Here is a 22,763-nt window from a genome sequence, read left to right as displayed (position 1 = left end):
ACCAGCCTTTCGCGGCCATACCTCCCAGCGTCGCTGCCTCTTCAACTAGCGCTCGCCACCCCAACTGCTGGGCGGACCAGACCCCAGCCTGGAGTCCGTCCGAAGCGCCGCCTCAACCCAGCCGGTAGTTCGGCGCATGCCGGCGCAGCCACTGCTCCAGCATCATCAAGATCCACACCATCTCGCCGTAGTAGCCGGCGTGCTCCTTCAGGCGCTGGGTGAGCAGGCTGTCGACGAAGTCGGCCCGCACGATGCCGCGTGCCACTATGCCGCGCAGGGACTCGGTGGCCAGGGCATTCAGCGCCGCATCCTTGACGGCCCAGGGGCCGAAGGGCAGGCCGAAGCCGTGCTTCTTCTTGGTCAGGATTTCGTCGGGCAGGAAGCCGCGCAGGGCTTCCTTGAAGAACCACCGCAGCTTCAGGCCCTTGAGCTTGTAGCGGGTCGGCAGCTTGAGCGAGAAATCGAGCAGCCGCGTGTCCAGCAGCGGGAAGCTCACGTCCACGCCGGCCAGCGCGGTGGTGCCGACCACCTTGGGCAGGTCGTTCTCGGCCAGGGTGTAGCGCCAGTCGAAGGCGAGCATCTGGTTGACGAGACTGGCCTCATGCGGGCCGGCGGCCCAGGTGGCGCGCTGGTGCTCGCGCGGGCCCTGGGTGTCGACCGCCGCCAGGAAGGCGGGGGTGAGCACCTCGGCCATGCCCAGCCGGTCGAGCAGGTTGTAGCTCTGCATGCGGTCGGGCATGGGGACGCGCGCCTGGCGGATGTAGCTGGTGCCCTTCTTGAGCAGCGGGATGTTGCCCGTCACCGGGTTCATGAAGAGCGGGTGCAGCACGCCCGCGCGCAGCGGCGAGGGGATCTGGGTGTAGACGTGGAACACCCGCTCCTTGGCATAGCGCGTGTTGCCGCCAAAGAGCTCGTCGCCGCCGTCGCCCGCCAGCATGCGGGTGTAGCCGTCGGCGCGTGCCTTGCTCGCGCAGTAGAACGCCGGCACGGCCGACGAGTTGCCGAACGGTTGGTCGTAGTGGGCCGCCACGTCCGGAATGGCTTTCACGAGGTCGGCCGGCGTCACGTAGTACTCGTGATGATCGGCGCCGTAGGCCTTGGCGGCGATGCGCGCATAGGCCATTTCGTCATAGCCCTCGGCCTCGAAACCGATGGAATAGCTGGCGGCCGGCTTGCCCGTGGCCTCGCCCAGCAGGCCGCAGACGGTGGAGCTGTCGGTGCCGCCGCTGAGGAAGCAGGCGGTTTGGCCATCGGCCGCGAGCCTGTCCTTCACGGCGGTGCGCAGGATGCCGCGGAACTCGTCGCGCAGCTCATCGAAGCTCGGGTTGCGGAGCTCATCGAAACGTGCCGTCCAGTAGGGCGCGACGGTGAGCTGGCCGTTCTCGAACAGCGCGTAGTGCGCCGGCGGCAGGCGGTAGATGCCCGCGTAGATGGTGCGCGGCGACGGGATGCAGTGGTGGAAGAGGTAGTTGAAGATCGCCTGCGGGTCGATCTCCTGGATGCCCAGCAGGCGGGCGAGTTCATCGGCCCGTGTGGCGAAATGCAGCCGGCCGTCGTGCACCGCGTAGCACAGGCTGTGAACCGCAAAGCGGTCCACCGCGAGGTAGGTGCCGCCGCCGGGCAGCGCCAGGGCCACGGCAAACTCGCCCACGGCGTCGGCCGCGCAGCGGGCGCCACGGGCGGCAAAGGCCTGTTGCCAGGCGTTCATCGCGTCGTCGGCGGCCGTGCCGAAGCGTGCGTTGCCGGCGGCAAAGGGCGTGTCAGGCGCTAGGGTGTGGTTGTGCATCTTTTGTTGTGGTTCGAGCTTCACGCAGCGGCCGCATTGTCGTTGTGCAGCGCGGGTTTCGGGTGCCATCGACGCCACGCCGCGCCGATCTGTTGGCGTGCCAGGCCGAGCAGCCCGCCCACCGTCAGCGGGTCGTAGGCCACGAGCCCGAAGCGCTCGCGCCGGTGGCTCATCCAGGCGGCCTTGTACGGGTCGTCCCCGATCAGGTAGTCAATCTCCCGGACCTGGTCGACATCCATCGCCTGCTCCATGAGGTGAGCGGTCAGCAGGGTGCCGGGCGCGAGCGCCTTGTAGGTCTCGTCGTAGGCGAGCTTGTAGATGTCGGCGCGGCCGTTGGCCACGATCCAGATCTGGGCGGCAATCGGCTGCTCGCCCAGCCAGGCCACACCCAGCCGCAGCCAGCCGCGGCGGGCGCAGAGTTGGATCAGGCCTGGCATGAAGGCAGGGTAGGGCTCGGGCAGCTTCCAACTGCGGGCATAGACCGACTCGTAGGCCGCCAGCGCGGGCATCAGTGCCGGGCCGCCGTGCACGATCTCCAGGCGGCCGCCTTCCGCGGCGAACTTCTTGCCCTGGCGCTTGAGGGCGCTGCGGATCTGGCCGCTGCGCGCCTGCAGGTAGGCCGGCCAGCTCTGGTGAACCGGCAGGTACCAGTTGCCAAAGGCGAAGTAGGCATGGGTGCTCAGGCCGGCCAGGCGCATGGCCTCGCGCAGCACCTGGAACGGGCGTGACTGCGGGTCCATCGGCGCGAAGCGATAGGCCGCCACACGCTCGCGCCGCAGGCTCCTCAACAGCGGCAGCAGCGCCGGCGCGTCCACGCCGTCGGCCAGCGCGGGGGCATACAGCGCGGAGTAGAAGTTCGACAGCGACGCGACTTCCGGCCCCAGCCGCCGCGCATGCCGCACGGTCGGCAGCACGGCCTTGACCTGGCCGTCCTGCCGCAGCACATGCAGGCGCACCTCCGCCGAGCGAGGGGCTTGCGCTTGCACCGTGTCGATCAGGTTCGCGTACCAGTCAGCGCCGAACTCGACATGCTGTGACTCCGCCTCGGCGAGCAACGCCAGGGCGTCGGCAGGCAGGTCGCGGACATGGGCGTACGCCTGAACCGTGGCGGTGTCGCTTTGCGTCGGCGCGGGATGGCCTCGTTCTGCGGGTCCGCGCGGCAGCCCCGGGCGCCGAGCAGCGCCACTCAGCGGGCCGTCCGGCGCCTGCCTCATGGCGATGGTGAATCCAGGAAGTGCGGGCCCGGGGTGGCGCACAGGCGAGCGTGGCGCTGGATTCTCGGCAGCTCCGTCAGCACGCGCGCGGTTGCCCACAGATGGGCCACCAACGCTTGCACGTCATGGGAGCTCAGCAGATTGGCAAATGGGCGGATGACGCCGTCAGCCACCAGGCGCGCCAGGCGGCCGGGCAACCGGGCGCGAGGTTGCTTCAAGTCGACCAGCAGGCCTGAGCGATACCGTTCGCTGCGCGCGCGGGTGGTTTGCCACCACGTCTGCGCGGGCCGCGGCGCCTTGGCCCGCAGATGCACGATGCGCGCCTGCGGCAGCAGGGCGGTGCGGATGCCATGGTGCGCGAATCGTTCGATCAGGTCGTCGTCCTCGCCATACATGAAATAGAGCGGGTCGAAGCCGCCGACCCGGCGGAACACGTCGGCGCGCATCATCCAGGCGGCCGCGTTGATGCCGCGGATGGTGTAGTGCGGTTTGACCTGGCCGAGGCAGGCATCGGAGAGATACGCGGCAGCGTAGCGCTGCAGATAACCCTGCTGGGTTTGCGGATCGACGCGGGTCAGGTCGGGGCTGCAGTGCAGGGGGGACACGATCTCGTGGCCAGCCCCGCATTCCAGAAAATCCACCATCAAGCCGATGGCCTGCGGGGTGACGTAGGCGTCCTGGTTGAGCAGGAAGATCGCGTCAGCGCCGTGCTGCAAGGCGTGGGCGATGCCCAGGTTGTTGCCGCGGCCGAAACCCAGATTACCGCCCGCCTCGCGCAGCACGGTTTCAGGGAACTCGCGCCGGATGATCTCGACCGTGTCATCGCTGGAGGCGTTGTCGATCACCACGGCCGTGCACGGGTGCACGCTGTCCCGCAGCGACTGCAGGGCGCCGCGGATCCACGCGGCGCCGTTGAAGGTGACGATGACGACGAAGACGTTCATGCGGGCGTGCTCGGCGCGCGACGCCGACGAAGAAAGCCGATCAGCTCCGGATAGAGCGGGTGATTCAAGAGGCGCAGCCCCACCAGCCACATCACGCAGGTCAAGGCTGCGCAGCCCAGCATGCCGGGCAGCGGCAGCGCTTGCCCCGGCTCACGCAGGGCCTGCACGACGAGGGCGCTGGGCGCCAGGCTGAGCAAGGCCAGCAGGGCGCTGCGGCCCAACTCCCGGGCCAGCGTGCGGTAGTCGGTGGGCAGGCAGCGCTGCTTGAAGCCATAGAAGTAGGGAACGGCAATGATGGCCATCGCGAGGAAAGCGAACGCAAGCGGCTGCAGCTCACGCCACCACCACAACACAGCGACCAGGGCGACCGCCTTCACCGGCTGGATGATCAGGTCTGCCATCGCCACGAGCTTGGCATGCCCCGCGGCCAGCATGACGGTGGGCACCAGGCTGTTGATGACGCTGACGGCGCCGGCCGCGCAATAGATGGGCACGAGGGACGCGGAGGCATCCCACTGCGTGCCGAACATCAGCCGCAGCACTTCCAGCGCGAACAGGCCGACGAAGCCATAGAAAGGCCACGCCACCGCACTCACGGCTGCCAGGCTCTGCAGGTGACGCTGCTCCAGCGCGTCGCCCTCGCGATGGGCCCGCGAGAAGGCCGGGTAGGCCACCGCGCGGATGGTCCCCATCACGTCGCGCGCGAAGAGGTTCATCAGGCCTTGTGCGCGGCTGGCAATTGCCACCTGGCTGAAGTCCAGGATCTTGCCGACCGCGAGGTCATTCATGTCCATGGAGATGGACGTCACCACATTGGCCGCCGTCACCGGCCCACCGAAGCCGACGATCTGCCGCCACCGCTGCAGCTGCGGCCTCGGCAAGCGGCCCCACGCGCCCGCCAGGCTCACGCCCACGGCCATGGTCAGGCTGCTCGTGATCTCGCCCATCGCGAGGCTGACCGAGCCGGCGCCGGCCCACGCCGCCCCCAGCGTTGTAAAGCAACTGGCGACGGCCGCGCACACGTTGATGCGCATCAGCGCATCGAAGCGCATGTCACGGCGCAGCAGGGCGATGGAGATCGAGTTGAACGGCAGGATCAGGAAGTTGATCGAGATGATGCGGATGATGTTGACGAGGCTGGGCTCGCGGTAGAACTCCGCGATCCACGGTGCCGCCAGATTGATCAGCAGGAACAGGCCCGCACCTAGCAGGATGGACAGGCCCAAGGCGCTGCCTACGTCCTCGCGGCCCAGGTCTTTCTTCTGGATGAGGTAGTTGGCCAGGCCGAAGTCGCGCACCACCTGGGCCATGCTGATCAGCGCCATGGAGACCGAATACAGGCCGATCTCGTGCGGCGTGAGCAGGCGTGCCAGCAGCGTAAACGACACCAACTGCAGGCCGATCAGCAGGTAGCGCTCCAGGAAGGCAAAGCCGAGAGACCGGCGCACTGTGCTCATGCCGCGTCCTCAGTACACGTTCTTGCGTTTCTGCGATCGCGCCTCGACCCAGGCCGGGTAGGCGCCCGGGCGCAGTCGCGAGATCCAGCGGCTCGCCACGGTGCCCCAGGCGCGCCACAGGCGCAGCTCGCGATAGAAGCGGTCGGCTGCAGCTTCACGCCGCAGCGGCGCGAGCAACCAGGCCAGCGCATCCTGAACCATCTGGCGGTACAGCCACAGGGGCACCCAGGCGAGATGACGCACGTCGGGCGCCATGTCCTGCCAGGGCGAGATGCCGGCCTTCAGCGACCAGCGCCGGAAGTACCGACGGGTCAGCATGGCCGGCTCGATCGGGGCCGTGACCACCAGCGAGGGCTCGTAGGCCACCGCTTCGCCACGCTGAAGGCAGCGTTGGCCGAACTCGTAGTCCATGTGCCGGAAGTGGGCCTCCGAGAACGGGCCGACGCGGTCAAACAGGTCGATGCGGGCCACGAGATTGGCGCCCGCCGGCGAGTAGTTGGCCGGTGGCGGCAGCAGGCGCTGCGGTCCGAGGTCCACGCCGCCGACGATGGCGGCCATGCCGTCGTGAAACCACGCCGGGCGGCCTGCGGCCGGCCATTGCAGTTCGGTGCGCCCGCCCGCGAGGGCAACCGTGGGGTTGGAGAAGACGGCCTCGATCCGCTGCAGCCAGTCGGCCGGGAAGAGGATGTCGTCGTCGGTGAAGGCCAGCACCGTGCAGCCCAATTCGCGCGCTCGCGCAATGCCGGTGTTCAGTGCGAACTGCTTGCCCTGGCGAGGCTCGAACAACGCATGCAGCCGCCCCAGCGGCCAACCCGCAGCCAAGTCGCGCACGCGCGCCGAGGTGCCATCAGACGAGTTGTTGTCCACCACCAGCACGTCCACCGGCGCTGCCGGCGGCGTCACCTGCGCCAGGCTGGCCAGCGTGTCCACCAGCACGTCGATGCGGTTCCAGGTGCAGATGATGACGGCGAGGTGAGCGGACATGGACGGAGTCGGGGGCCGGCGCCGTTGAAGCCGGAAGACGGCCCCGGGCGTGACCAGGAGGCGGGATGGCGCTTGCGCGGCGCAGTGTAGAACGCGGCCTACCTGCCGCCGTGCCCCGCACACCCCGCACTTGGGCTGTCTGCACAGGCGTGGTGTGACATGGGTGTCCCTTATCATGGCCTCAACACGCGGCTGCGTCGTTGTTCGCGGTTCCCGCGGTGCGTGGCAGCGTCTCGCCAGGCGGGTCAGCCGGCTGTCTTCTCCCCCTTCACCGTCCAGTCTCGACGTTTCCGTATGAGTCCTATCGAGCCACGCCCGGGTCGCTGCCTGATCACCGGGGCCACGGGTTACATCGGCGGCCGCTTGCGCGAGCGACTCGCCGAGCAGGGGCTCGCCGAACCGCATGTCGCACTGGTTCGCAGCCCGGCTGCGGCGGATGCCGTGAAGGCCGGCGGCGGTGCGGCCGTGGTCGGTGACCTGCTGGACCCGCGCTCGCTCGACGCGGCTGTGCAAGGGTGTGAGCAGGTCATCCACCTGGCGCACGGTGATCGTGGGCCGCAGGCGACGCGGCATCTGGTGGAGGCGGCCGCCCGCCACGGGGTGAAGCGCTTTGTGCACGTCAGCACGATGTCCGTCCACGGGCCGGCACCCGGGCCGGAGGCTGCACACGAGGCCACGGCGCGGATCGGCCGCTATGGCGAGCCTTACTCCGACTCCAAGGCCGAGCAGGAAGAAATCGTGCAGTCGGCCCATGCGCGGGGCGACCTGCCGGTGGTCATCCTTCGCCCCACGGTCGTGTACGGCCTGGGCGGGCATTTCGAGCGTCAGGTGCTGGCGCAGGCCCGCAGCGGCGAGGTGACGCTGTTCGACGGTGGCCGCGGGGTCTGCAATGCGGTTTTCGTCGATGACGTCTGCGATGCCATCCAGGCGGCGCAGCGCAGCGCCGACGCGCTCGGCGAAGCGATGTTCATCACCGCCGATCAGGCCATCACCTGGGGCGAGTTCATCCGCACCTTTGCGGCCCTGGCGTCGCCGCCGCCGCGGTTCGTGGAACGGTCGGCCGATGAGGCCAAGCGGTATTGGGCCGAGCATCCGCCGGAGCCCATGGGCGGCGTGCCGACGCGGGTCTGGCGCAAGCTCAAGCGCCTGGCAGGCTGGCAACCCCCTGTCGCGCCCTGGCCACCGCTCGGGCGGGTGATGCGCGAGACCTTCCCGATCGCCTTCTCCAACCAGAAGGCGCGGCGGTTGCTGGACTGGGCGCCCCGCGTTGATTTCGAAGAAGGCGTCGCCCGCAGCCGCGTGTGGCTGGGCCAGCCCGCGCAACACGGCCCCCGATGAAACCGCGCGCGGTCGTCGTCGGCGCCGGGCTCGGCGGCTGCGTGCTGGCGCACGCGCTGCTCGCCACGCATGAGGTCGTCCTCATCGAGCGGGGCGCGGCGGTGGAAGACCCGCGCTTCCCCGTGGAGGACGTGGGGCTGCCCGCCGTCACGCAACCCCACTTCGGCGCGGGGCTGGGTGGGTCGACCCAGCTGTGGCACAACGGCCTCATCGAGATTGATGAGGAGATCTTCTCCGCCCACTGGCCCTGGCCCAAGGCCGAGCTGGACCCCTACTACGCGCAGGCGTTTTCGCTGCTGTCCGGCGTCGAGTTGGCGCGGGTGCGCGAGGCCATCGAGCAGCTGAAGCAACGCTACCGCGAGCTGGGCCTGCCGCCCGGCCTGATGCAGGGCCTGTATTACCCGCGCTGGCCGCGCAACCTCTGGACGACCTTGGGCTTGCAAGGGCGCGTGACGGTGGTGCCGGGCAACGTGGTGGACTTCGACGTCGGGCCCGACGGGCGCATCGCCGGTCTGCTGGTGGAGGAGGGCGGATCACGCGAGCGCGTCGAGGGAGATGTGTTCGTGCTGTGCGCGGGCGGGCTGGCGTCGCCGGTGCTGCTGCAGAAGCTGCGCGCTCGCCTGCCCCTGCCCGGGCTGGATCACGCCGGCGCCCACTACGAAGACCACCCGATGGGCTTCGTCGGCGAGGTCGAGGTCACGGTGCCGCTGTACCGGCTGTGGAACTACCGGGTGCCCGGGACCGATGGCAACCTGCGCCTGCCGCTCGTCGTGAAGCGCGACGGCCTGCACATGTCGTTCCAGCTGCGCCCGGCCGCCAACTACTACCGCGCCAGCCGGCGTGAGCAGGTCGGCAGCGTGTTGAACGAGCTTCGCCGCAACCCCTGGAACCCGGCGCACTATGCGCGGTTGCTGCGCCATTGGGACGACATCCTCGACATCCTGTCCTTCAAGTTCGGCATTCACCTGCCCACGCGGCACTACACGCTGTTGCTGTGCGCGCAGATGCCCACCGCGGCTGAACCCTCGGTGTGGAGCCGTCCGCGCGACGACGGGGCGGGTGAGGTCGGGGTGCGTCGCTGGCACCTGACGCCTGCCTTCCGTGAGCAGATGGAGGCGGCGGTACGTGACGTGCTGGCGTGGCTGGCGCCCGTCACCCGCGCCTCACGCGTGTTCTCGGGCTGGCAGGCCGACCTGCGCTCTGCCGCGCACCACTCGGGCACGGCCCGCCTGTCAGGCAGCCCGGACGCCGGTGTCTGCGACCCGCAGGCGCGCGTGCACGGGGTGGCCAACCTGTATGTCTGCGACGGCTCGCTGATCCCGGCCAGCGGCATTGCCAATACCGGCCTCACCATCGCCGCGCTGGCGCTGCGCCTGGCTGCCCACCTGGGCGGCCAGCGCGTGCCCAGCCCTTGATCCACGTCCAGTCATGAATCTGCATGTCGCCATGGTCGCCCGCACGTTGAACGTGCGGCATTTGCGGGGCACGGGACGCTATGTGCAGGAGATCCTGCGCAACGTGACCCCAGCCGACGAGGTCCGCTGGACGGCTTACGCGCATGACCCCGCCTTGCCCTTCCGGGTGCCCGAGCCGCTGCTCGGCCGGGCCGAGCTGTTCGAGTTCCGGGGGGATCGCTTCCATCTGTGGGAGCAGATCGGCCTGCCGCTGAAGCTGCGCCAGTCCGGCGCGCAAATCCTGCATTGCGGCGAGAACACCGCACCGGTCTGGCAGCCCATCCCCACGATCGTCACCATCCATGACACGGTGCCGTGGTCCGACGAAACCCACGGCGTGCAGCACGTCTACATGCACGATGTCCAGCGACTTGCCTTGCGGCGCTGTGCCCACGTCATCACCATCAGCGAATCGTCCCGCCGCGACATCGTGGCCCGATGGCCGTTCCTGGCCGATCGCCTGACGGTCATCTCGCATGGCATCGCCGACGACTTCTTCAGCGACGAGCGTGGGCCCTTGCCCGACAGCCTGCTGCAGGCGCTGGGCGGCGCCCCTTACCTGCTTTATCTGGGCGGCGCCCAGGCGCGCAAGCGATTCGACTGGGCGGTGGAACTGCTGGCGCGCAGCGGACGCGAAGACCTGCACCTCGTCGGCTGTGGCTTTGGCGCCGGCACGGCGCCGCTGGACCGCATCCCGCCTGAACTGCGTGCGCGCGTGCACATCGCGCCCTTCCTGGAGGATGGTGAGCTGGTGAGCCTGTATCGGGGTGCCCAGGCCGCGATCTATCCGACGCTGTATGAGGGTTTCGGCTTTCCGGCCGTGGAGGCCCAGGCCGCCGGCACGCCGGTGCTCTTCAGCCCGGTCAGCAGCCTCGTGGACCTGGTCGGCCCACTGGCCTGGACGAACGAGCCGCAGGATTTCGACGGCTGGCTGTCTTCGCTGCAGGCCATCCTGGCGATGCCCGCCGCGGTGCGGGCGGAACGCGCCGCCGCGGGCATGCGCTGGGCGCGGGGCTTCTCCTGGCGCCGCAGTGTCGAGAAGCACCTGGAGGTCTACCGCGAGGTGCTGGCGCGCTCACGGCGCCGTTGACGCCCTCACCGGTTGGGGGGCTCAGTCGCGCGGCACGACGCGCCGGAACAGCGACTTGCCGAGCTTGGTCAGCGTCTGCCCGCGGTAGGGGCTGGTCGCCAGCAGCCGGGCGAAGGCCTTCAGCCCCACCCCCAGGTCGCCCTTGGCCACGTGCGAATCGGCGAAGTTGCACCAGCCCCGGTGCTGGAACATCTGCAAGGCCCGCGCGTCGACATCGTGCCCCGGCGGCATGCTCATGCCGAAGCGCTGCAGCAGCCGGCTGCGCATCAGCTCGTGGCTGTTGACGGGGGGGATGCGCCTCGACAGCGAGACCGCATGCTGGCGGTACAGCACGAAGGATTCGGCAAGCCGCACGAACCGGTGCTGAGTGCTGGCGCGCACCAGGTACTCCCAGTCGTCGGTCTTCTGGTCGTCGGTCAGAAAGCCGCCCAGGCGCTCCCAGGCGCTGCGCCGCCACACGACGGAGGAGGGCAGGGCGTAGTTGTCCAGGATGAGGTGCGGGTAGATCCAGCCCGACAGCGATTCGTCCACCTGGCCCGCGCGGGGCTCGGCGAAGTAGGCCGGACGGGGTTCGCCATGCCAGACGTCGAAGGCGGTGTAGCAGAAGTCGTGGTCGGGCCGCTGGCGCAGCGCCTCCAGCTGCAGGCGCAGCTTCTCCGGGTGCCAGAGGTCGTCGGCATCCAGCAGGGCGACGAACTCCGAGTCGACCTCGCCCATGCCGCGGTTGCGGGACTTCGACATGCCGCGGTTCTCTTGCGAGATGACCTTCAGCCGCGGGTCGTCGCAGGCCGCGCGCTCGGCCGTGGCGTCGCTCGAACCGTCGTTGATGACGGTGACCTGCAGGTCGCCCATCGTCTGCGCCAGCGCGGACCTGACCGTCTCGGCAATGAAGTCCTGGGCGTTGAAAGCGGGGATGACGATGTTGACGCGAGGCATGGACGGGGCGTTATCGGGGAGGTTGGACGTCCGAGGCCGGCGCTGACGCGGCAGCTGCCGGCGCGGAGGCGGCAGAAGCCGCTGAAGCCGGGGCCTCCGGCTCCGGGTCCTTCCAGCGCCCGACGGCCGTCAGCTGATTGCGCAACTCCACCCGCGTCATGCCCATGGCCATCGCGCGATGGGCTTGGACGAGCGCCTTGTCGTAGTCCTTCATGTCGAAGTACAGCATGCCCGCATTGAACTGCGTGAGCGGGTTGTCGGTGGCTCGCTCGACCACGTAGGCCAGGAAGCGTTGTGCTTCGTCCAGCCGCTGCTTGCGGATCAGGAAGCTCACGTACAGCATGCGGAAGACATGGTCGTCGGGCGCGAAGTTCATGCCCCGGGCGTAGTAGCACTCGAGGGTCATGTCGGCGCCTTCGGGCGGATCCTTCTTCATGCGCTCGACCAAGCGCTCCAGCGTCAAGATGGCCCGGGCATGGTTGGGAAAAACCGCCAGCGTGTAGCCGATGTCGCCGCCGAAAGGACCGGTGGCGCCCTTGGTCAGGGTCTCGACCCCCTTGGTGAAGTGTGCAAACTCCACGATGTAGCGCGTCGATGCGGCAGCCGTCCGGTAGTCGAAGGGCCCGTAGAGGTTGTGCGTATCTCCGCAGCCCTCGGGTGACGGCGCCCGGTTGTTCATCTGGGCGGTGGCCGCCAGCGGCAGCAGGGCGCAGGCCCAGGCGATCGCGGCGCGACGCATCGGGAAGAAGAGGTGCAGGCTCATGGGGTGTCTGCCTTCAGCATCGGGATTGCAGCCAGCGCAGGCACCGCGCGTTGAGTGCCTGCAGGTCGGAAGAATTCGAGAACGTGTGGTCAGCGCCGGGCATCTCGTGCAGTTCCAGCGACGGTGTCTGAAGCAGGCCCTGCCACGCCGGCGAGGACCGGCTGTACTCCGCAAACTCGCGGGCAGTGTAGTCATCGCCACTGAGCACCAGCAGCGTCGGGCCCTCGAAGCTGCGCAGCCCGGCGGCCATGCGCTCCTGGAAGCTGCGCGCATCAGCGGCCTGGGCGCCCGGGCGCGCGAGCTGGAGGTTGCGGGCCAGGCCGCCCAGTGCCCGCAGGCCCACACCGCCCCGCAGCAGCTTGAGCCAGAAGGACTTCTCTCTCAGCCGGCGCCAGTAGTAGTGCTTGACGTGGGCCTTGGCCAGGCTTTCGGCCGAGCGCACCCACGGGTTGGCCAGCGCCACGCCGGCCACGCGAGGGTCGTGCGTGGCATCGAGGTAGAGCAGGGCAGCCGATGCGGCGTCGCACAGCCCCCACAGCACGACGCGCTTGACCTCGGGGCGGGCCGATTGCAGCGCCTGGATGGCGGCCGCGATGTCGGCGTCGACGCCGAGAAAATCGCGCGTCTCGCCGTCGCTGTCGCCCATGCCGCGGTAGTCGAAGCGCAGCGTGGGGTAGCCATGCGCGGCCAGATGCCGCGCCAGCAGGGTGAACTGCCGGTGGCTGCCGGCGCGGTACTGGGGGCCGCCGACGATGACGAGCACACCCAGGTCGGCCATGCTGGCGGCCACAGCCGGGGGCTCGGCGAGGATGCCCACCAGCGCGGCGCCTTCGCAGTCGAAGCCGAGCACCCGTTCCATCACAGGGCCTCCACGGTGGCGGAAATCAGGGCCGGGGCCAACTCGATCTCGGTCGTGGCCCAGAAGCTCGGCCCTTCAACGACCTGGCTGCTCACGGTCCAGCCGGCTTCCTGCCAGGCCTGCAGGGCTTGCAGGCTCGCTGGCTTGAGGGTGTCGCCCGCTTGGGCCGAGACTTCGATCCAGGCCACGCGGCCCGCAGGGCCGGCTGGTGTGAGGCGTGCGGCCTCCAGCCCCGAGGCCAGCGCCGGGTGAACCCGGTAGCCCGCCACCTCGACGGCTTCGCCGGCGGCCAACTGGGCCTTCATCTGCTCCATCAGCCCCTTGCCGCCGCCGCCTGCCATCTCCGCGGCGAGCTTCAGCCGCAGGAACTGCTGCAGTGCGAGCTTGCCGCTGGGCATGGGCTGCCACAGCAGAAAATTGACCGGCCGCCCCCAGTCGCCCGCGGCCAGCAGCGCGCCGGCGCGCAACCCCCAGAGCCACAACGGCATGCCCGGGTGGCGGCTGTCCAGCCAGCGCAGCGCGAGCTGCACATCGGCCTGCCAGTCCGGCCACGTGGCATCGCCGAAGTCCGCCGACGAATCGCCGCAGCCGCGCAGGTCGATCTGCAGCACCGCGTGACCCGCGTCGGCCAGCGCCCGGCAGGCGAGTGCGGCCATGCGGCGCGACTTGTTCATCTCCTCGGCGAAGGGGTGCAGGTAGAGCACGCAACTGCGCGGCGTGCCGGCCGGTGCGTGGAACAGGCACAGGCGCTGCTCACTGCCCGCCGGCAGGAAGAAGACCTCGGGCGCGCGCTTCATGCCGTGGCGGGGGCGCGTCTTGCGCGCCAGTCCTGCAGGGCCTTGAGCCAGCCCCAGCGGAATGCGGTCAGGTGCACCAGGGGGCGCGAGGCCTCGGTCCAGCGGGTATGCCACTCCATGACGCGCCCATAGAACTCGATGCGCTTGAAGCGCCCTTCAGCGAACAGCGCGCGGAACTCGTCGACCCGCATCAGCGTGGAGGGCGACACCGCATGGTGGGCCTGCTGGTAGGCCGTCTTCAGGATGACCAGACAGTCGCCCTGGTGCACGCACAAGTCCATGGCGACGACCTCCTCGCCGAACCAGTAGCGGTAGATGCGCATCTGCCCGGCACGGGCCGCGCCCTCCAGGGCCCGCTGATAGAAGCGGCCCTGCGCGCCCTCCATCGAGATGGCGGTGCCCAGCTCCGCCTTCCAGCCGCTGGTTTCGAGCTCGCCATACTGGGCGAGCGCAGTCGCGACCTCGTCTGCCGCCTCGATCACGTCCAGGCGCGGCGTGACGCCGGTGCCCTCGACCTTCTTCAGTTGCTTGCGGCTGTTCTGGCGCAGGTTCTTGCCGCGGGCTTCCCAGTAGGTGTCGAAGTCCGTCTCGATGTCGACCCACGCGGTGTCGATGTAGTGCTGGCGGCGCAAGGTGGGCGTGTCGGCGGTGACCTTGCAGAAGAGCGTGTCCTGCTGGGTCAGGCCCAGCGACAACGCCAGCCCCGGCAGGCGGCGCAGCAGCGATTGCAACAAGGCCTCGGTGTTGCCGTCGGGCAGGAGCGCGGGGCCCAGGGGCAGTTGCGATGGCTGGAAGGTGTTCCAGCGGCCTTGCCCGATGGGCTGCACCAGCAAGGCCACGGTCCAGCCGTCGGCGCCCTCGCTGTAGACCAGCAACTCCTGGCCGGTGCCGAACTGTTCAAGCAACGGCAGCAGGAAATGCGTGCGCAAGAAGGCATGCGGCAGCAGCCGGGCCTGCAGGGCATCCCACGACGCGGCCAGCGATGCGAGCTCACGCGCCGGGACGATCTTCCATTCGATGTTCATGGCTAGCTTCCAGGTCAACGCTCACACAGGGCCAGCACGCTGCCGATCACCCAGTCTCGGTCTTCGTCCGTCATGTCCTGGTGGCAGTGCACCTGCAGGACGTGGTGGGACCAGGTCTTGCCCTGGTCGCCGGCCATGTCGGGCACGCCCGGCCAGAGCCAGTCCCAGCGCGACACGGGCACGCCGCGCTCGCGCAGGCTGCGGTAGGCCGGGTCGGGCTGGTCAACCCACAGGGGCATCACGTAAGGCGCGGCCTGCGCGGGCAGTTCAGGGAACAGCGGATGCACCCCGCGGCGGCCGTTCACGGCGGCCACCATGGCCTGGTAGTGGCGGCGCCGCTGGGCGGTCACACGGCCCCGTGCCGAGCGCGTGGCGGTGTCGAGGGTGATGCGGCACGGCGCCCGGTGGCTCAGGGCCATGTCGATGCGGGCGTAGTTGCCGCTCGGGTCGAAGGCTTCGGGCGCTGCTGCAGCCACGGCTGCCGGCGCGGGCGCGCGGCGCACGGCGCGCTTGGCGGCCAGCAGCGGACGGGCCCAGAGGCCCCAGCCGCCCAGGCGACCGTGGCTGGCGCTGATCTCCAGCGTGTCGAACCAGGCCTTGAGCTCCGCCACCGCGCCGGCCGGGCGAAGGGGGGGCGCGCTGTGCTGGGGCGCGCGCAGTCGCAGCAGCCCGCCCTCCTGCACAGCAAAGAACTTCGGCAGGCTCGCGATGACCACGTCACCCAGCGCGCCGACCGGGCCGCCCGGGCCCTGGCCGAACATCGCATGCGCACAGTCTTCGAGCATCAGCACCCCGCGCGCCTCGCACCAGGCCTTGACGGGGCGAAGGTCCAGCGGCAATCCGAAGTAGTGCGCCGCGCACAGCACGCGGGTGTCGGCCGGTGCGTGCTGCTCCAGCCATTCGAGCGACGGGCGGCCGCTGGCGTCGATCGGGTAGAAGCCCACCGGCAGGCCCAGGGCGAGCGCGGGCGACACCATCGTCGGGCAGTGATAGCTCGGCACGAGCACCCGGTCGGTCGGCGCTAGGCCCAGCGCCTCCAGCCCGAGCAGGATGGCCGCGCGGCCGCTGGTCGTGAACTGCATGTCCGGTTCATCGAGCAGGCAGTGCAGGCGTGCCGGTTCGGCGTCGGCCTGGACGTTGTGCGGGCCGGGCACCGGGTTGCGCGGCACGGCGCGCAGCGGAGGTTGAACGGGAGCCACTCGATACCCGGGGGCTTGGGGTGGAGAGGGCGGGGTCAGAGCCGCGCGGCGACGAAGTCGGCCAGCGAGCCCACCGTGGCGAAGGTGTCGCCATCGATGTCGTCGTCGTCCACCACCAGGCCGAGCTGCTCTTCGAGCGCAGTGATCAAGCTCACCACGGCCATGGAGTCCAGCTCGGGCAGGGCGCCAAGCAGGGCCGTGTCGCGGGTGAAGGTCTGGGCGCGGCCGTTCAGGCTCAGCACGTCGTCGAGAAGCCTCAGCACGTGGCTGAGAACCTGGGCTTGGTCCATGGGGTCAGGCGTCCGAAAAAGCAGCCGCTCAGTTTAGCGGCGCGCCCCCTCGGCCCCGGGGGGCGGGCACCCCTCGGCCCGGGGGCGCGTGAGATACTTTTTTCACTGTTTGCTCCCTGTCTCACGCCAGAGCTTCATGCCCGAATCGACCTTGCTGAACGAGTTGGTGGCCGTTGCCGCCGAGCGCACGCCCGACGCACCGGCCCTGACCTACGGCACGGCAACGCTGAGTTACGGTGAGCTTGACGCTGCCGTTCGCGGCTTTGCCAGCGGCCTGATGGCGCTGGGCCTGGCGCGTGGCCAGCGGGTGGCCATCTATCTTGAAAAGCGCTTCGAGACGGTGGTGGCGAGCTTCGGTGCGCCGGCTGCCGGTGGCGTCTTCGTGCCGCTGAACCCGCTGCTCAAGCCGGAGCAGGTGGGCTTCATCCTGCGTGACTGCGAGGTGCGGGTGCTCGTCACGTCGCCCGAGCGGCTGGCCCAGCTGGGCGAGGTGCTGGCGCAATGCCCGTCGGTCAAGCACGTCGTGCTGACCAGCGGCACCGGCGCTGCGCCCGTGCCAGTGCACGACTGGGCCGCGCTGCTGGCTGCGCCCAAGCGCGCGGGGCACCGCGTCATCGACACCGACATGACCGCCATCCTGTACACGTCGGGCTCCACCGGCCGGCCCAAGGGTGTGGTGCTGTCCCACCGCAACATGGTGGCCGGCGGCAAGAGCGTGGCCAGCTACCTTGAAAACCGTGCCAGCGACACCCTGCTGGCGGCACTGCCGCTGTCCTTCGACGCCGGCTTCAGTCAGCTGACCACGGCCTTCCACAGCGGTGCGCGCGTGGTACTGCTGAACTACCTGCTGCCCAAGGACGTGCTCAAGGCGATGGAGCGCGAGAAGGTCACGGGCCTGACCGCCGTGCCGCCGCTGTACATCCAGCTCACCCAGCTCGAATGGCCCGCCGCCATCGACCAGCACCTGCGCTACTTCGCCAACACCGGCGGCCGCATGCCCCGCGCCACGCTCGACCTGCTGCGCGCCAAGGCGCCCTCGGCCAAGCCCTTCCTGATGTACGGCCTGACCGAAGCCTTCCGCTCGACCTACCTGCCGCCCGAGGAGGTGGACCGCCGGCCCGACTCCATCGGCCGCGCCATCCCGAACGCCGAGATCCTCGTGCTGCGCGAGGACGGCAGCGAATGCGCCCCCGACGAGCCGGGCGAGCTGGTGCACCGCGGCGCGCTGGTGGGCCTGGGCTACTGGAACGACGCCGAGAAGACCGCCGAGCGCTACAAGCCGCTGCCGGCCGGCGTCGGCGGCCGCGAGGGCGGCCTGCAGCTGCCGGAGTTCGCGGTGTTTTCGGGTGACACCGTGCGCCGCGATGCCGAGGGCTTCCTGTACTTCGTCGGCCGCCGTGACGAGATGATGAAGACCTCGGGCTACCGCGTCAGCCCCACCGAGGTCGAGGAAGTGCTCTACGCCACCGGCCTGGTGGGTGAATGCGTGGCCTTCGGGGTCGATCACGACACGCTGGGCCAGGCCATCCAGGTCATCGCCACGCCGCCTGAGGGCGTGGCCGAGCTGGACATCGCCGCACTGGCCACCGCCTGCAAGGCCCGCATGCCCGCCTACATGGTGCCGCACGGCGTGGAGGCCCAGCGCGGCCCGTTGCCGCGCAACCCCAACGGCAAGATTGACCGCAAGACCCTGTCCACGGACTGGGTCGCTCGCCACAGCTCATGACCGAAGCCAAACGTCCGCCGGCCCATGTGGCCATGTCGCAGTTCCCTGTCGCCGACAACGGCGAGTTGCTGGTGGGCGGGCAGCGCCTGTCGGTGCTGGCCGAGCGCGTGGGGCAGACGCCGTTTTACGCCTACGACCGCGGCCTGCTGAAAGCCCGCGTCGCCGAGTTGCGCGCCGCGCTGCCGCAGGGCATCGAGCTGCATTACGCGATGAAGGCCAACCCCATGCCGGCCGTGGTGGGGCTGATGGCCGGGCTGGTGGATGGCATCGACGTGGCCTCGGCGGGCGAGCTGCAGGTGGCACTGAATGCCGGCGCCGACCCGCACGAAATCAGCTTCGCCGGCCCCGGCAAGCGCGATATCGAGCTGGGCCAGGCGGTGGCGGCGGGCGTGCTGGTCAACGTGGAATCGGCCCGCGAGCTGAAGGTGCTCGCGGCCGCCTCGCAGCGCCTGGGTCTGCCGGCCCGCGTCGCCCTGCGCGTGAATCCCGACTTCGAGCTCAAGGGCTCGGGCATGCGCATGAGCGGTGGCCCCAAGCAGTTCGGCATCGACGCCGAGACCGTGCCCGACGTGCTGGCCCAGGTCGGCCAGCTGGCGGGCGACGGTGTCGCCTTCGAAGGCTTTCACCTCTTCGCCGGCTCGCAGAACCTCAAGGCCGAGGCCATCTGCGAGGCGCAGCAGAAGAGCTTTGAACTGGCCCTGCGCCTGGCCGAGGCCGCGCCGTCACCGGTCAAGTTCCTGAACCTGGGCGGTGGCTTCGGCATTCCGTATTTCCCGGGTGAGGCGCGCCTGGATCTCCCCCCCATCGGCGACAACCTCGCCGCGCTGCAGGCCCGCGCGCGGGCCGAACTGCCGCAGGCCAAGCTCGTCATCGAGCTGGGGCGTTACTTCGTCGGTGAGGCGGGTGTCTACGTGACGCGCATCGTCGACCGCAAGGTCTCGCGCGGCCAGGTCTTCCTGGTGGCCGATGGCGGCCTGCACCACCACCTGTCGGCCTCGGGCAACTTCGGCCAGGTGCTGCGCAAGAACTACCCGGCGACCATCCAACCCCAGGGCCGCACCGAGACCGCTGTCGAAGCCGCCAGCGTCGTCGGCCCGCTATGCACGCCGCTGGACCTGCTGGCCGACCGCATGGACATGCCGCGCGGCGAGGTGGGCGACCTGGCGGTCATCTTCCAGAGCGGGGCCTATGGTCGCAGCGCCAGCCCGGAGGGGTTCCTGGGCCACCCGGCCTGCGTGGAAGTGTTGGTCTGACTGCGCTTCGCCCTTCGCGGCCGTATCACGCCGGGGACTTGAAGAGGCTGGAGAACACCTGAGTCTCCTGCTCCGCCGTCACGACACACCATGACGTCAGGTGGGCCATCAGGTTGATCTGGGTGGCGGTGAGTTGCGTGTCGAACGTGCTGTAGTTGGGGAAGCGGCTGTTGGCCAGTTCGCTGGTGACGAGTTGTTGCACGGCGGCGTTGCCATCGAATTGGGCCGCCCAGTCGGTGGCGTAGTTGAGGTAGACCCACACGATGGTCATGGGCGCGCGCCGCGCCGGGACGCCAAACCAGCTGTTGGCCTTCACCTGCAGCGATTGCGACAGGACGGCCGGCCCGCTTGCGGGGTTCTTGCTGCCCGCTGCGGCCCAGAGCGCCCTCAGAAAGGGGGCAAAGTCGCTGGCCGCAAAGATCTGGTTGCGTGCGAAGGCGCGGTTCTGCTGGGGTACCGTGTTCGGCTGGGTGTCGGGGTAGGGCTGGTAGCCCACCTTGTCGTCATAGGGCTGGTAGCCGAAGAGGGGCGGAATGGTGTCGTCCACCAAGACCTGGCTGCCCACGACCCAGCCCATCGGGCTGCCCGCCGGGCTCGGGATGCCGCAGCTCGCCGCGGAAAGGGGCACCATGGAATTGATGCAGACGATGGCGCTGTCGATATCGCTGTAGGACAGCAGGCTGCACAGGCCACTGTTGTCGAGGCTGCCGCCGTCGGCGTAGTGGTTGGGGTTGCTGCCTGACTTGGTTTCGGTGCCTCCCACGGGCCAGGATGGGTACTGCGGGATGAGGTCCACCGGGAAGGAGGAGGCCTCTGCGACGGCAGGATGCGCCTGCGCCGATGCTGACAGGGGGCTCGCCGCATGATCGAGGATGTCCCGAGCCAAGCGCTGCGCATCGGCGGAGAGCATGTGGTCGATCCACTTCAGCAGAGCCAGGCTTTCCTTCTCCAGCCACGCCTTGAAGGCGGGTGGGTTCTTCTGCCAATAGCCGATCGTGGTCCAGATCTCGTCGGCAAATGCGGCGCTGCTGGTGCCCATGATGTCGGTGAGCGCCCAGGGGCGGACTTGCTGCACGGTGGCGGTGTCGCCACTCAGACTGACGAAGCTGGAAGGCAGTGCGAAAGAGTCCACCAGGCCGCCGCCCACGGGCAGGCCGTTGGCATCCAGTGCCTGCGCAGGTCCGAAGCTGGGTGACCCGACCACACCGCTTCCGTAGCCGGTCGCCTGGACCGGCGCCAGGGGCGGCAGGTCCAGCCCCTTGACGCTCACCATCATGCCCATGTTGCAGATATGGAAGGGACGCTGCGCGAAGCCGCTGCCGGCGGCGAAGGTGTGGGCAGTCGTCGTCTTGAGTGCGGGATTGGCGGTGAGGATGGCGTTCAGGCTCTCGGACGTGGCAGAGAACAGGTCGTTGGGCTCGAAGTTCTCTCGCGGTGCATACAGGCCGTAGGGGGAGAGAATGTTCAGCCCCATGACCGTCTGCCACAGCATGTTGGCAGGCAAAGGATCGGCTGGGTTGACCTTGTTGGTCGCGATGTAGAGCAGCCAGGCAGTGCCAGCGATCGCCACGAGGGAGAAGGTGTCCGACGTGAAGGGGTTGCCGGCGTTGCCGGGCGGCAGCGAACCCAGTTCGCCCACGGTGAGTGCGCCCTGATTGGCGTTGTAGGTGCCGAGATAGGTGGTGTCATCGGAGCCACTGGCCGGCATGTACATATAGGGCACGCCCAGCCACGACCCGCCTGACACCGTCGACAAGGCCTTGACCTGCGACAGCAGGCTGGCCCCGTTGGCCTGCAGGTAGCTCAGCCCGCGCAATTGCCCCATGGCCGCGCAGGCCGCTCGCGTGCCGCCACCCGACAGGCACAGGCCCACATTGCCGGGCGTGGCACCGGCAGGCGTGTAGAACTGCGAGACCGTGAGCGGCGGCGTTGTGGTGACGGTGGTGGTGAGCGAGATGGCCATGTTGCCTCCCCGGAGTGAGGTAACCAGTCTGGGCTAACAGCACAGCCGGGCGCAATCTTGATCGCGCCGCCAGCGGCACGAGCCATCCGCAAACTTGATGAGGTGCGGCCGAGGCGGTGCCCGACGGGTCAGTCAGGCCTTGGTGCCGTCGCGAATCGGTTGCGCGGGCCGATGAGCAACCCGGCCCGACACCGAGGGGTCACGCCACGTCGGTCCAGGTCCCGTCCCGCAGCACCTGGTGCGGCCTGAAGCCGCTCTTGTAGGCCATCTTGGGGCTTTCCTCGATCCAGTAGCCGAGGTAGACGTGAGGCAGCTTCAGCTCCTTGGCCTGCTCCACCTGCCACAGCACGCCGTAGGTGCCGTAGCTGGCCTCGATGTCGGGGTCGTAGAAGGTGTAGACCGCCGACAGGCCGTCGCTGAGGATGTCGAGGATGGACACCATGCGCAGCGGCGTGCTGCCATCGGGCATGCGCTCGCGGAACTCCACCAGGCGCGAATTGATGCGCGACTGCAGCAGGAACTGGGTGTATTGGTCGACGCTGTCGTGGTCCATGCCGCCGCCGCTGTGGCGGCCGGCCTGGTAGCGCAGGTAGAGCGCGTAATGCTCGGGCGAGTAGCTCAGGCGCATGACCTGGGCTTGCAGGTGGCGGTGGGCCTTCCAGGCGCGGCGCTGCGAACGGCTGGGCTCGAAGCGGTCGACCGGCAGTCGCAGTGCGACGCAGGCGCGGCACTGGTCGCAGTAGGGGCGGTAGGTGAACAGGCCGCTGCGCCGGAAGCCGGCCGCCACGAGGTTGGAGTAGGCGTCGGCGTGGATCAGGTGGCTGGGTGTGGCGACCTGGGAGCGCGCCAACCGACCCGGCACGTAACTGCACGGGTAAGCGGCCGTGGCGTAGAACTGGATCTGCGCGAGGGGCAGTTCTTTGGGGTGGGTCACGTGGGCTCGAAAAGGCGCTGCCAGTGGGCGGGATGATAGGTCCAAGGCCCCGGGGTCGCTTCATCCACATGCGTGGCCACGTGCGCTTCGAAGGCATTTCGCGGCACTTCTGCCGCCCCGAGCGAGGCCAGGTGGCGGGTGTTCTGCTGGCAGTCGATCCACGGGATGTCGAAGTGCCGGCACAGGCAGACCAGGGCGCACAGGGCGATCTTGGAGGCGTCGGTGCGCCGCATGAACATCGACTCGCCATAGAACATGCGCCCGAGATTGACGCCGTACAGCCCGCCCACGAGCTCGCCGTCCATCCAGGTCTCGATGCTGTGCATGGCGGGCCAGGCGAGGTAGGCCGCCTGCAACTCGGGCACGATCCAGGTGCCGTTCTGTCCCTCGCGCGGCACGCCGGCGCAGGCCTTCAGCACGGCGGCGCGGTCGTGGTCGACCCGGATCTCACAGCCGGGCGTGGCGATGAAGCGCTGCACCGTCTTGCGCAGCGAGCGGGCGAGCTTGAAGTCGGCCGTCTTGAGCACCATGCGCGGGTCCGGCGCCCACCACAGCGCCGGCTGACCCGGGCTGTACCACGGGAAGATGCCGCGCCGGTAGGCGGCCTCCAGTCGCCGCGGCTCCAGTTCGCCGCCGGCCGCCAGCAGGCCGGGCGCGTCGGTGTCGGGCCCCAGCGCGCGGTGGCTGGGCGGGAAGTCGAGGGAGTCGTCGTCCAGCCAGTCGATCATGGGGCCATGGTACGGTGCCGGCC

Annotated in this window: 20 protein-coding genes; 5 read left to right on the top strand and 15 right to left on the bottom strand. The window is 69.3% G+C overall.

Annotation, left to right across the window (positions count from 1 at the left end):
- Window positions 1-112: 112 nt before the first annotated feature.
- Genes CDO81_RS03120 through CDO81_RS03100 form a run of 5 tightly spaced genes read right to left on the bottom strand, consistent with a single transcriptional unit; the run spans window position 113 to window position 6,385 of the window.
- Complete coding sequence (locus CDO81_RS03120; RefSeq protein WP_241516822.1) at window positions 113-1,810, bottom strand: asparagine synthetase B family protein; 1,698 nt, start codon at window positions 1,808-1,810, stop codon at window positions 113-115.
- The gene (locus CDO81_RS03115; protein ID WP_088481675.1) at window positions 1,807-3,000 is read right to left on the bottom strand and encodes a GNAT family N-acetyltransferase; all 1,194 of its coding nucleotides are present in this window, start codon (window positions 2,998-3,000) and stop codon (window positions 1,807-1,809) included. Before CDO81_RS03115 ends, CDO81_RS03120 begins: the two co-directional genes overlap by 4 nt.
- Complete coding sequence (locus tag CDO81_RS03110) at window positions 2,997-3,944, bottom strand: glycosyltransferase family 2 protein (protein WP_088481674.1); 948 nt, start codon at window positions 3,942-3,944, stop codon at window positions 2,997-2,999. The genes CDO81_RS03115 and CDO81_RS03110 overlap by 4 nt, the downstream gene beginning before the upstream one ends.
- Window positions 3,941-5,401, bottom strand: coding sequence for a lipopolysaccharide biosynthesis protein (locus tag CDO81_RS03105; protein ID WP_088481673.1), 1,461 nt, complete (start codon window positions 5,399-5,401; stop codon window positions 3,941-3,943). Before CDO81_RS03105 ends, CDO81_RS03110 begins: the two co-directional genes overlap by 4 nt.
- Window positions 5,402-5,410: 9 nt before the next feature.
- Window positions 5,411-6,385: a glycosyltransferase family 2 protein gene (locus tag CDO81_RS03100; protein WP_158218148.1), complete on the bottom strand. Its 975-nt coding sequence runs from the start codon at window positions 6,383-6,385 to the stop codon at window positions 5,411-5,413.
- A gap of 294 nt (window positions 6,386-6,679) precedes the next feature.
- Between CDO81_RS03100 and CDO81_RS27470 the strand changes: the two genes are divergently transcribed.
- From CDO81_RS27470 to CDO81_RS03090, 3 genes are read left to right on the top strand one after another with little or no spacing between them, the layout of a single operon-like run.
- Window positions 6,680-7,723: an NAD-dependent epimerase/dehydratase family protein gene (locus tag CDO81_RS27470; protein ID WP_158218147.1), complete on the top strand. Its 1,044-nt coding sequence runs from the start codon at window positions 6,680-6,682 to the stop codon at window positions 7,721-7,723.
- Window positions 7,720-9,138: a GMC oxidoreductase gene (locus CDO81_RS03095; RefSeq protein ID WP_088481671.1), complete on the top strand. Its 1,419-nt coding sequence runs from the start codon at window positions 7,720-7,722 to the stop codon at window positions 9,136-9,138. The genes CDO81_RS27470 and CDO81_RS03095 overlap by 4 nt, the downstream gene beginning before the upstream one ends.
- A 13-nt stretch (window positions 9,139-9,151) precedes the next feature.
- Entirely contained in the window at window positions 9,152-10,267 is a 1,116-nt protein-coding gene (locus tag CDO81_RS03090; protein ID WP_088481670.1) for a glycosyltransferase family 4 protein, read from the top strand.
- 21 nt (window positions 10,268-10,288) lie between these two features.
- Here CDO81_RS03090 and CDO81_RS03085 read toward each other — a convergent pair whose 3' ends face one another.
- From CDO81_RS03085 to CDO81_RS03055, 7 genes are read right to left on the bottom strand one after another with little or no spacing between them, the layout of a single operon-like run.
- Window positions 10,289-11,203: a glycosyltransferase family 2 protein gene (locus tag CDO81_RS03085; RefSeq protein ID WP_088481669.1), complete on the bottom strand. Its 915-nt coding sequence runs from the start codon at window positions 11,201-11,203 to the stop codon at window positions 10,289-10,291.
- Between the two features lie 10 nt (window positions 11,204-11,213).
- On the bottom strand, window positions 11,214-11,966 hold the full coding sequence (locus tag CDO81_RS03080; RefSeq protein ID WP_088481668.1) for a hypothetical protein: 753 nt from the start codon (window positions 11,964-11,966) through the stop codon (window positions 11,214-11,216).
- Between the two features lie 13 nt (window positions 11,967-11,979).
- The gene (locus CDO81_RS03075; RefSeq protein WP_088481667.1) at window positions 11,980-12,825 is read right to left on the bottom strand and encodes a hydrolase 1, exosortase A system-associated; all 846 of its coding nucleotides are present in this window, start codon (window positions 12,823-12,825) and stop codon (window positions 11,980-11,982) included.
- Entirely contained in the window at window positions 12,825-13,622 is a 798-nt protein-coding gene (locus tag CDO81_RS03070; protein ID WP_088481666.1) for a hydrolase 2, exosortase A system-associated, read from the bottom strand. The genes CDO81_RS03075 and CDO81_RS03070 overlap by 1 nt, the downstream gene beginning before the upstream one ends.
- Complete coding sequence (locus CDO81_RS03065) at window positions 13,619-14,647, bottom strand: GNAT family N-acetyltransferase (RefSeq protein ID WP_088481665.1); 1,029 nt, start codon at window positions 14,645-14,647, stop codon at window positions 13,619-13,621. The genes CDO81_RS03070 and CDO81_RS03065 overlap by 4 nt, the downstream gene beginning before the upstream one ends.
- A gap of 14 nt (window positions 14,648-14,661) precedes the next feature.
- A complete protein-coding gene (locus tag CDO81_RS03060; RefSeq protein WP_144397122.1) occupies window positions 14,662-15,846 on the bottom strand; it encodes a DegT/DnrJ/EryC1/StrS family aminotransferase in 1,185 nt (394 codons plus the stop codon).
- Between the two features lie 35 nt (window positions 15,847-15,881).
- Complete coding sequence (locus tag CDO81_RS03055) at window positions 15,882-16,136, bottom strand: acyl carrier protein (protein ID WP_088481663.1); 255 nt, start codon at window positions 16,134-16,136, stop codon at window positions 15,882-15,884.
- Between the two features lie 136 nt (window positions 16,137-16,272).
- Between CDO81_RS03055 and CDO81_RS03050 the strand changes: the two genes are divergently transcribed.
- A complete protein-coding gene (locus CDO81_RS03050) occupies window positions 16,273-17,862 on the top strand; it encodes an acyl-CoA ligase (AMP-forming), exosortase A system-associated (RefSeq protein ID WP_088481662.1) in 1,590 nt (529 codons plus the stop codon).
- A 32-nt stretch (window positions 17,863-17,894) separates the two neighbouring features.
- The gene (locus CDO81_RS03045) at window positions 17,895-19,115 is read left to right on the top strand and encodes a pyridoxal-dependent decarboxylase, exosortase A system-associated (protein WP_241516821.1); all 1,221 of its coding nucleotides are present in this window, start codon (window positions 17,895-17,897) and stop codon (window positions 19,113-19,115) included.
- A gap of 25 nt (window positions 19,116-19,140) precedes the next feature.
- Here the strand turns inward: CDO81_RS03045 and CDO81_RS03040 are convergent, their stop codons facing one another.
- The 3 genes from CDO81_RS03040 to CDO81_RS03030 all read right to left on the bottom strand — a co-directional run bounded on the left by CDO81_RS03040 (window position 19,141) and on the right by CDO81_RS03030 (window position 22,740).
- Window positions 19,141-21,078, bottom strand: a complete 1,938-nt coding sequence (locus CDO81_RS03040) for a hypothetical protein (protein WP_088481660.1) — start codon at window positions 21,076-21,078, stop codon at window positions 19,141-19,143.
- Between the two features lie 199 nt (window positions 21,079-21,277).
- Complete coding sequence (locus CDO81_RS03035; protein WP_088481659.1) at window positions 21,278-22,012, bottom strand: arginyltransferase; 735 nt, start codon at window positions 22,010-22,012, stop codon at window positions 21,278-21,280.
- Window positions 22,009-22,740 (bottom strand): leucyl/phenylalanyl-tRNA--protein transferase, encoded by a 732-nt coding sequence (locus tag CDO81_RS03030; RefSeq protein ID WP_088481658.1) that lies wholly within the window; start codon window positions 22,738-22,740, stop codon window positions 22,009-22,011. The genes CDO81_RS03035 and CDO81_RS03030 overlap by 4 nt, the downstream gene beginning before the upstream one ends.
- Window positions 22,741-22,763 lie beyond the last annotated feature (23 nt).

It is taken from the genome of Roseateles puraquae, from assembly GCF_002205845.1.
GTDB classification, from domain to species: domain Bacteria; phylum Pseudomonadota; class Gammaproteobacteria; order Burkholderiales; family Burkholderiaceae_C; genus Pelomonas; species Pelomonas puraquae.
The sequence above is the reverse complement of the archived record's forward strand: the minus strand, read 5'-3'. Positions and strand labels throughout refer to the sequence as shown.

Excerpts from the sequence above, each read along its gene's own strand:
- CDO81_RS03115 (WP_088481675.1), bottom strand. The coding sequence starts at position 3,000 with ATGAGGCAGGCGCCGGACGGCCCGCTGAGTGGCGCTGCTCGGCGCCCG.
- CDO81_RS03110 (WP_088481674.1), bottom strand. The coding sequence starts at position 3,944 with ATGAACGTCTTCGTCGTCATCGTCACCTTCAACGGCGCCGCGTGGATC.
- CDO81_RS03105 (WP_088481673.1), bottom strand. The coding sequence starts at position 5,401 with ATGAGCACAGTGCGCCGGTCTCTCGGCTTTGCCTTCCTGGAGCGCTAC.
- CDO81_RS03100 (WP_158218148.1), bottom strand. The coding sequence starts at position 6,385 with ATGTCCGCTCACCTCGCCGTCATCATCTGCACCTGGAACCGCATCGAC.
- CDO81_RS27470 (WP_158218147.1), top strand. The coding sequence starts at position 6,680 with ATGAGTCCTATCGAGCCACGCCCGGGTCGCTGCCTGATCACCGGGGCC.
- CDO81_RS03095 (WP_088481671.1), top strand. The coding sequence starts at position 7,720 with ATGAAACCGCGCGCGGTCGTCGTCGGCGCCGGGCTCGGCGGCTGCGTG.
- CDO81_RS03090 (WP_088481670.1), top strand. The coding sequence starts at position 9,152 with ATGAATCTGCATGTCGCCATGGTCGCCCGCACGTTGAACGTGCGGCAT.
- CDO81_RS03085 (WP_088481669.1), bottom strand. The coding sequence starts at position 11,203 with ATGCCTCGCGTCAACATCGTCATCCCCGCTTTCAACGCCCAGGACTTC.
- CDO81_RS03080 (WP_088481668.1), bottom strand. The coding sequence starts at position 11,966 with ATGAGCCTGCACCTCTTCTTCCCGATGCGTCGCGCCGCGATCGCCTGG.
- CDO81_RS03075 (WP_088481667.1), bottom strand. The coding sequence starts at position 12,825 with ATGGAACGGGTGCTCGGCTTCGACTGCGAAGGCGCCGCGCTGGTGGGC.
- CDO81_RS03070 (WP_088481666.1), bottom strand. The coding sequence starts at position 13,622 with ATGAAGCGCGCGCCCGAGGTCTTCTTCCTGCCGGCGGGCAGTGAGCAG.
- CDO81_RS03065 (WP_088481665.1), bottom strand. The coding sequence starts at position 14,647 with ATGAACATCGAATGGAAGATCGTCCCGGCGCGTGAGCTCGCATCGCTG.
- CDO81_RS03055 (WP_088481663.1), bottom strand. The coding sequence starts at position 16,136 with ATGGACCAAGCCCAGGTTCTCAGCCACGTGCTGAGGCTTCTCGACGAC.
- CDO81_RS03050 (WP_088481662.1), top strand. The coding sequence starts at position 16,273 with ATGCCCGAATCGACCTTGCTGAACGAGTTGGTGGCCGTTGCCGCCGAG.
- CDO81_RS03045 (WP_241516821.1), top strand. The coding sequence starts at position 17,895 with ATGTCGCAGTTCCCTGTCGCCGACAACGGCGAGTTGCTGGTGGGCGGG.
- CDO81_RS03040 (WP_088481660.1), bottom strand. The coding sequence starts at position 21,078 with ATGGCCATCTCGCTCACCACCACCGTCACCACAACGCCGCCGCTCACG.
- CDO81_RS03030 (WP_088481658.1), bottom strand. The coding sequence starts at position 22,740 with ATGATCGACTGGCTGGACGACGACTCCCTCGACTTCCCGCCCAGCCAC.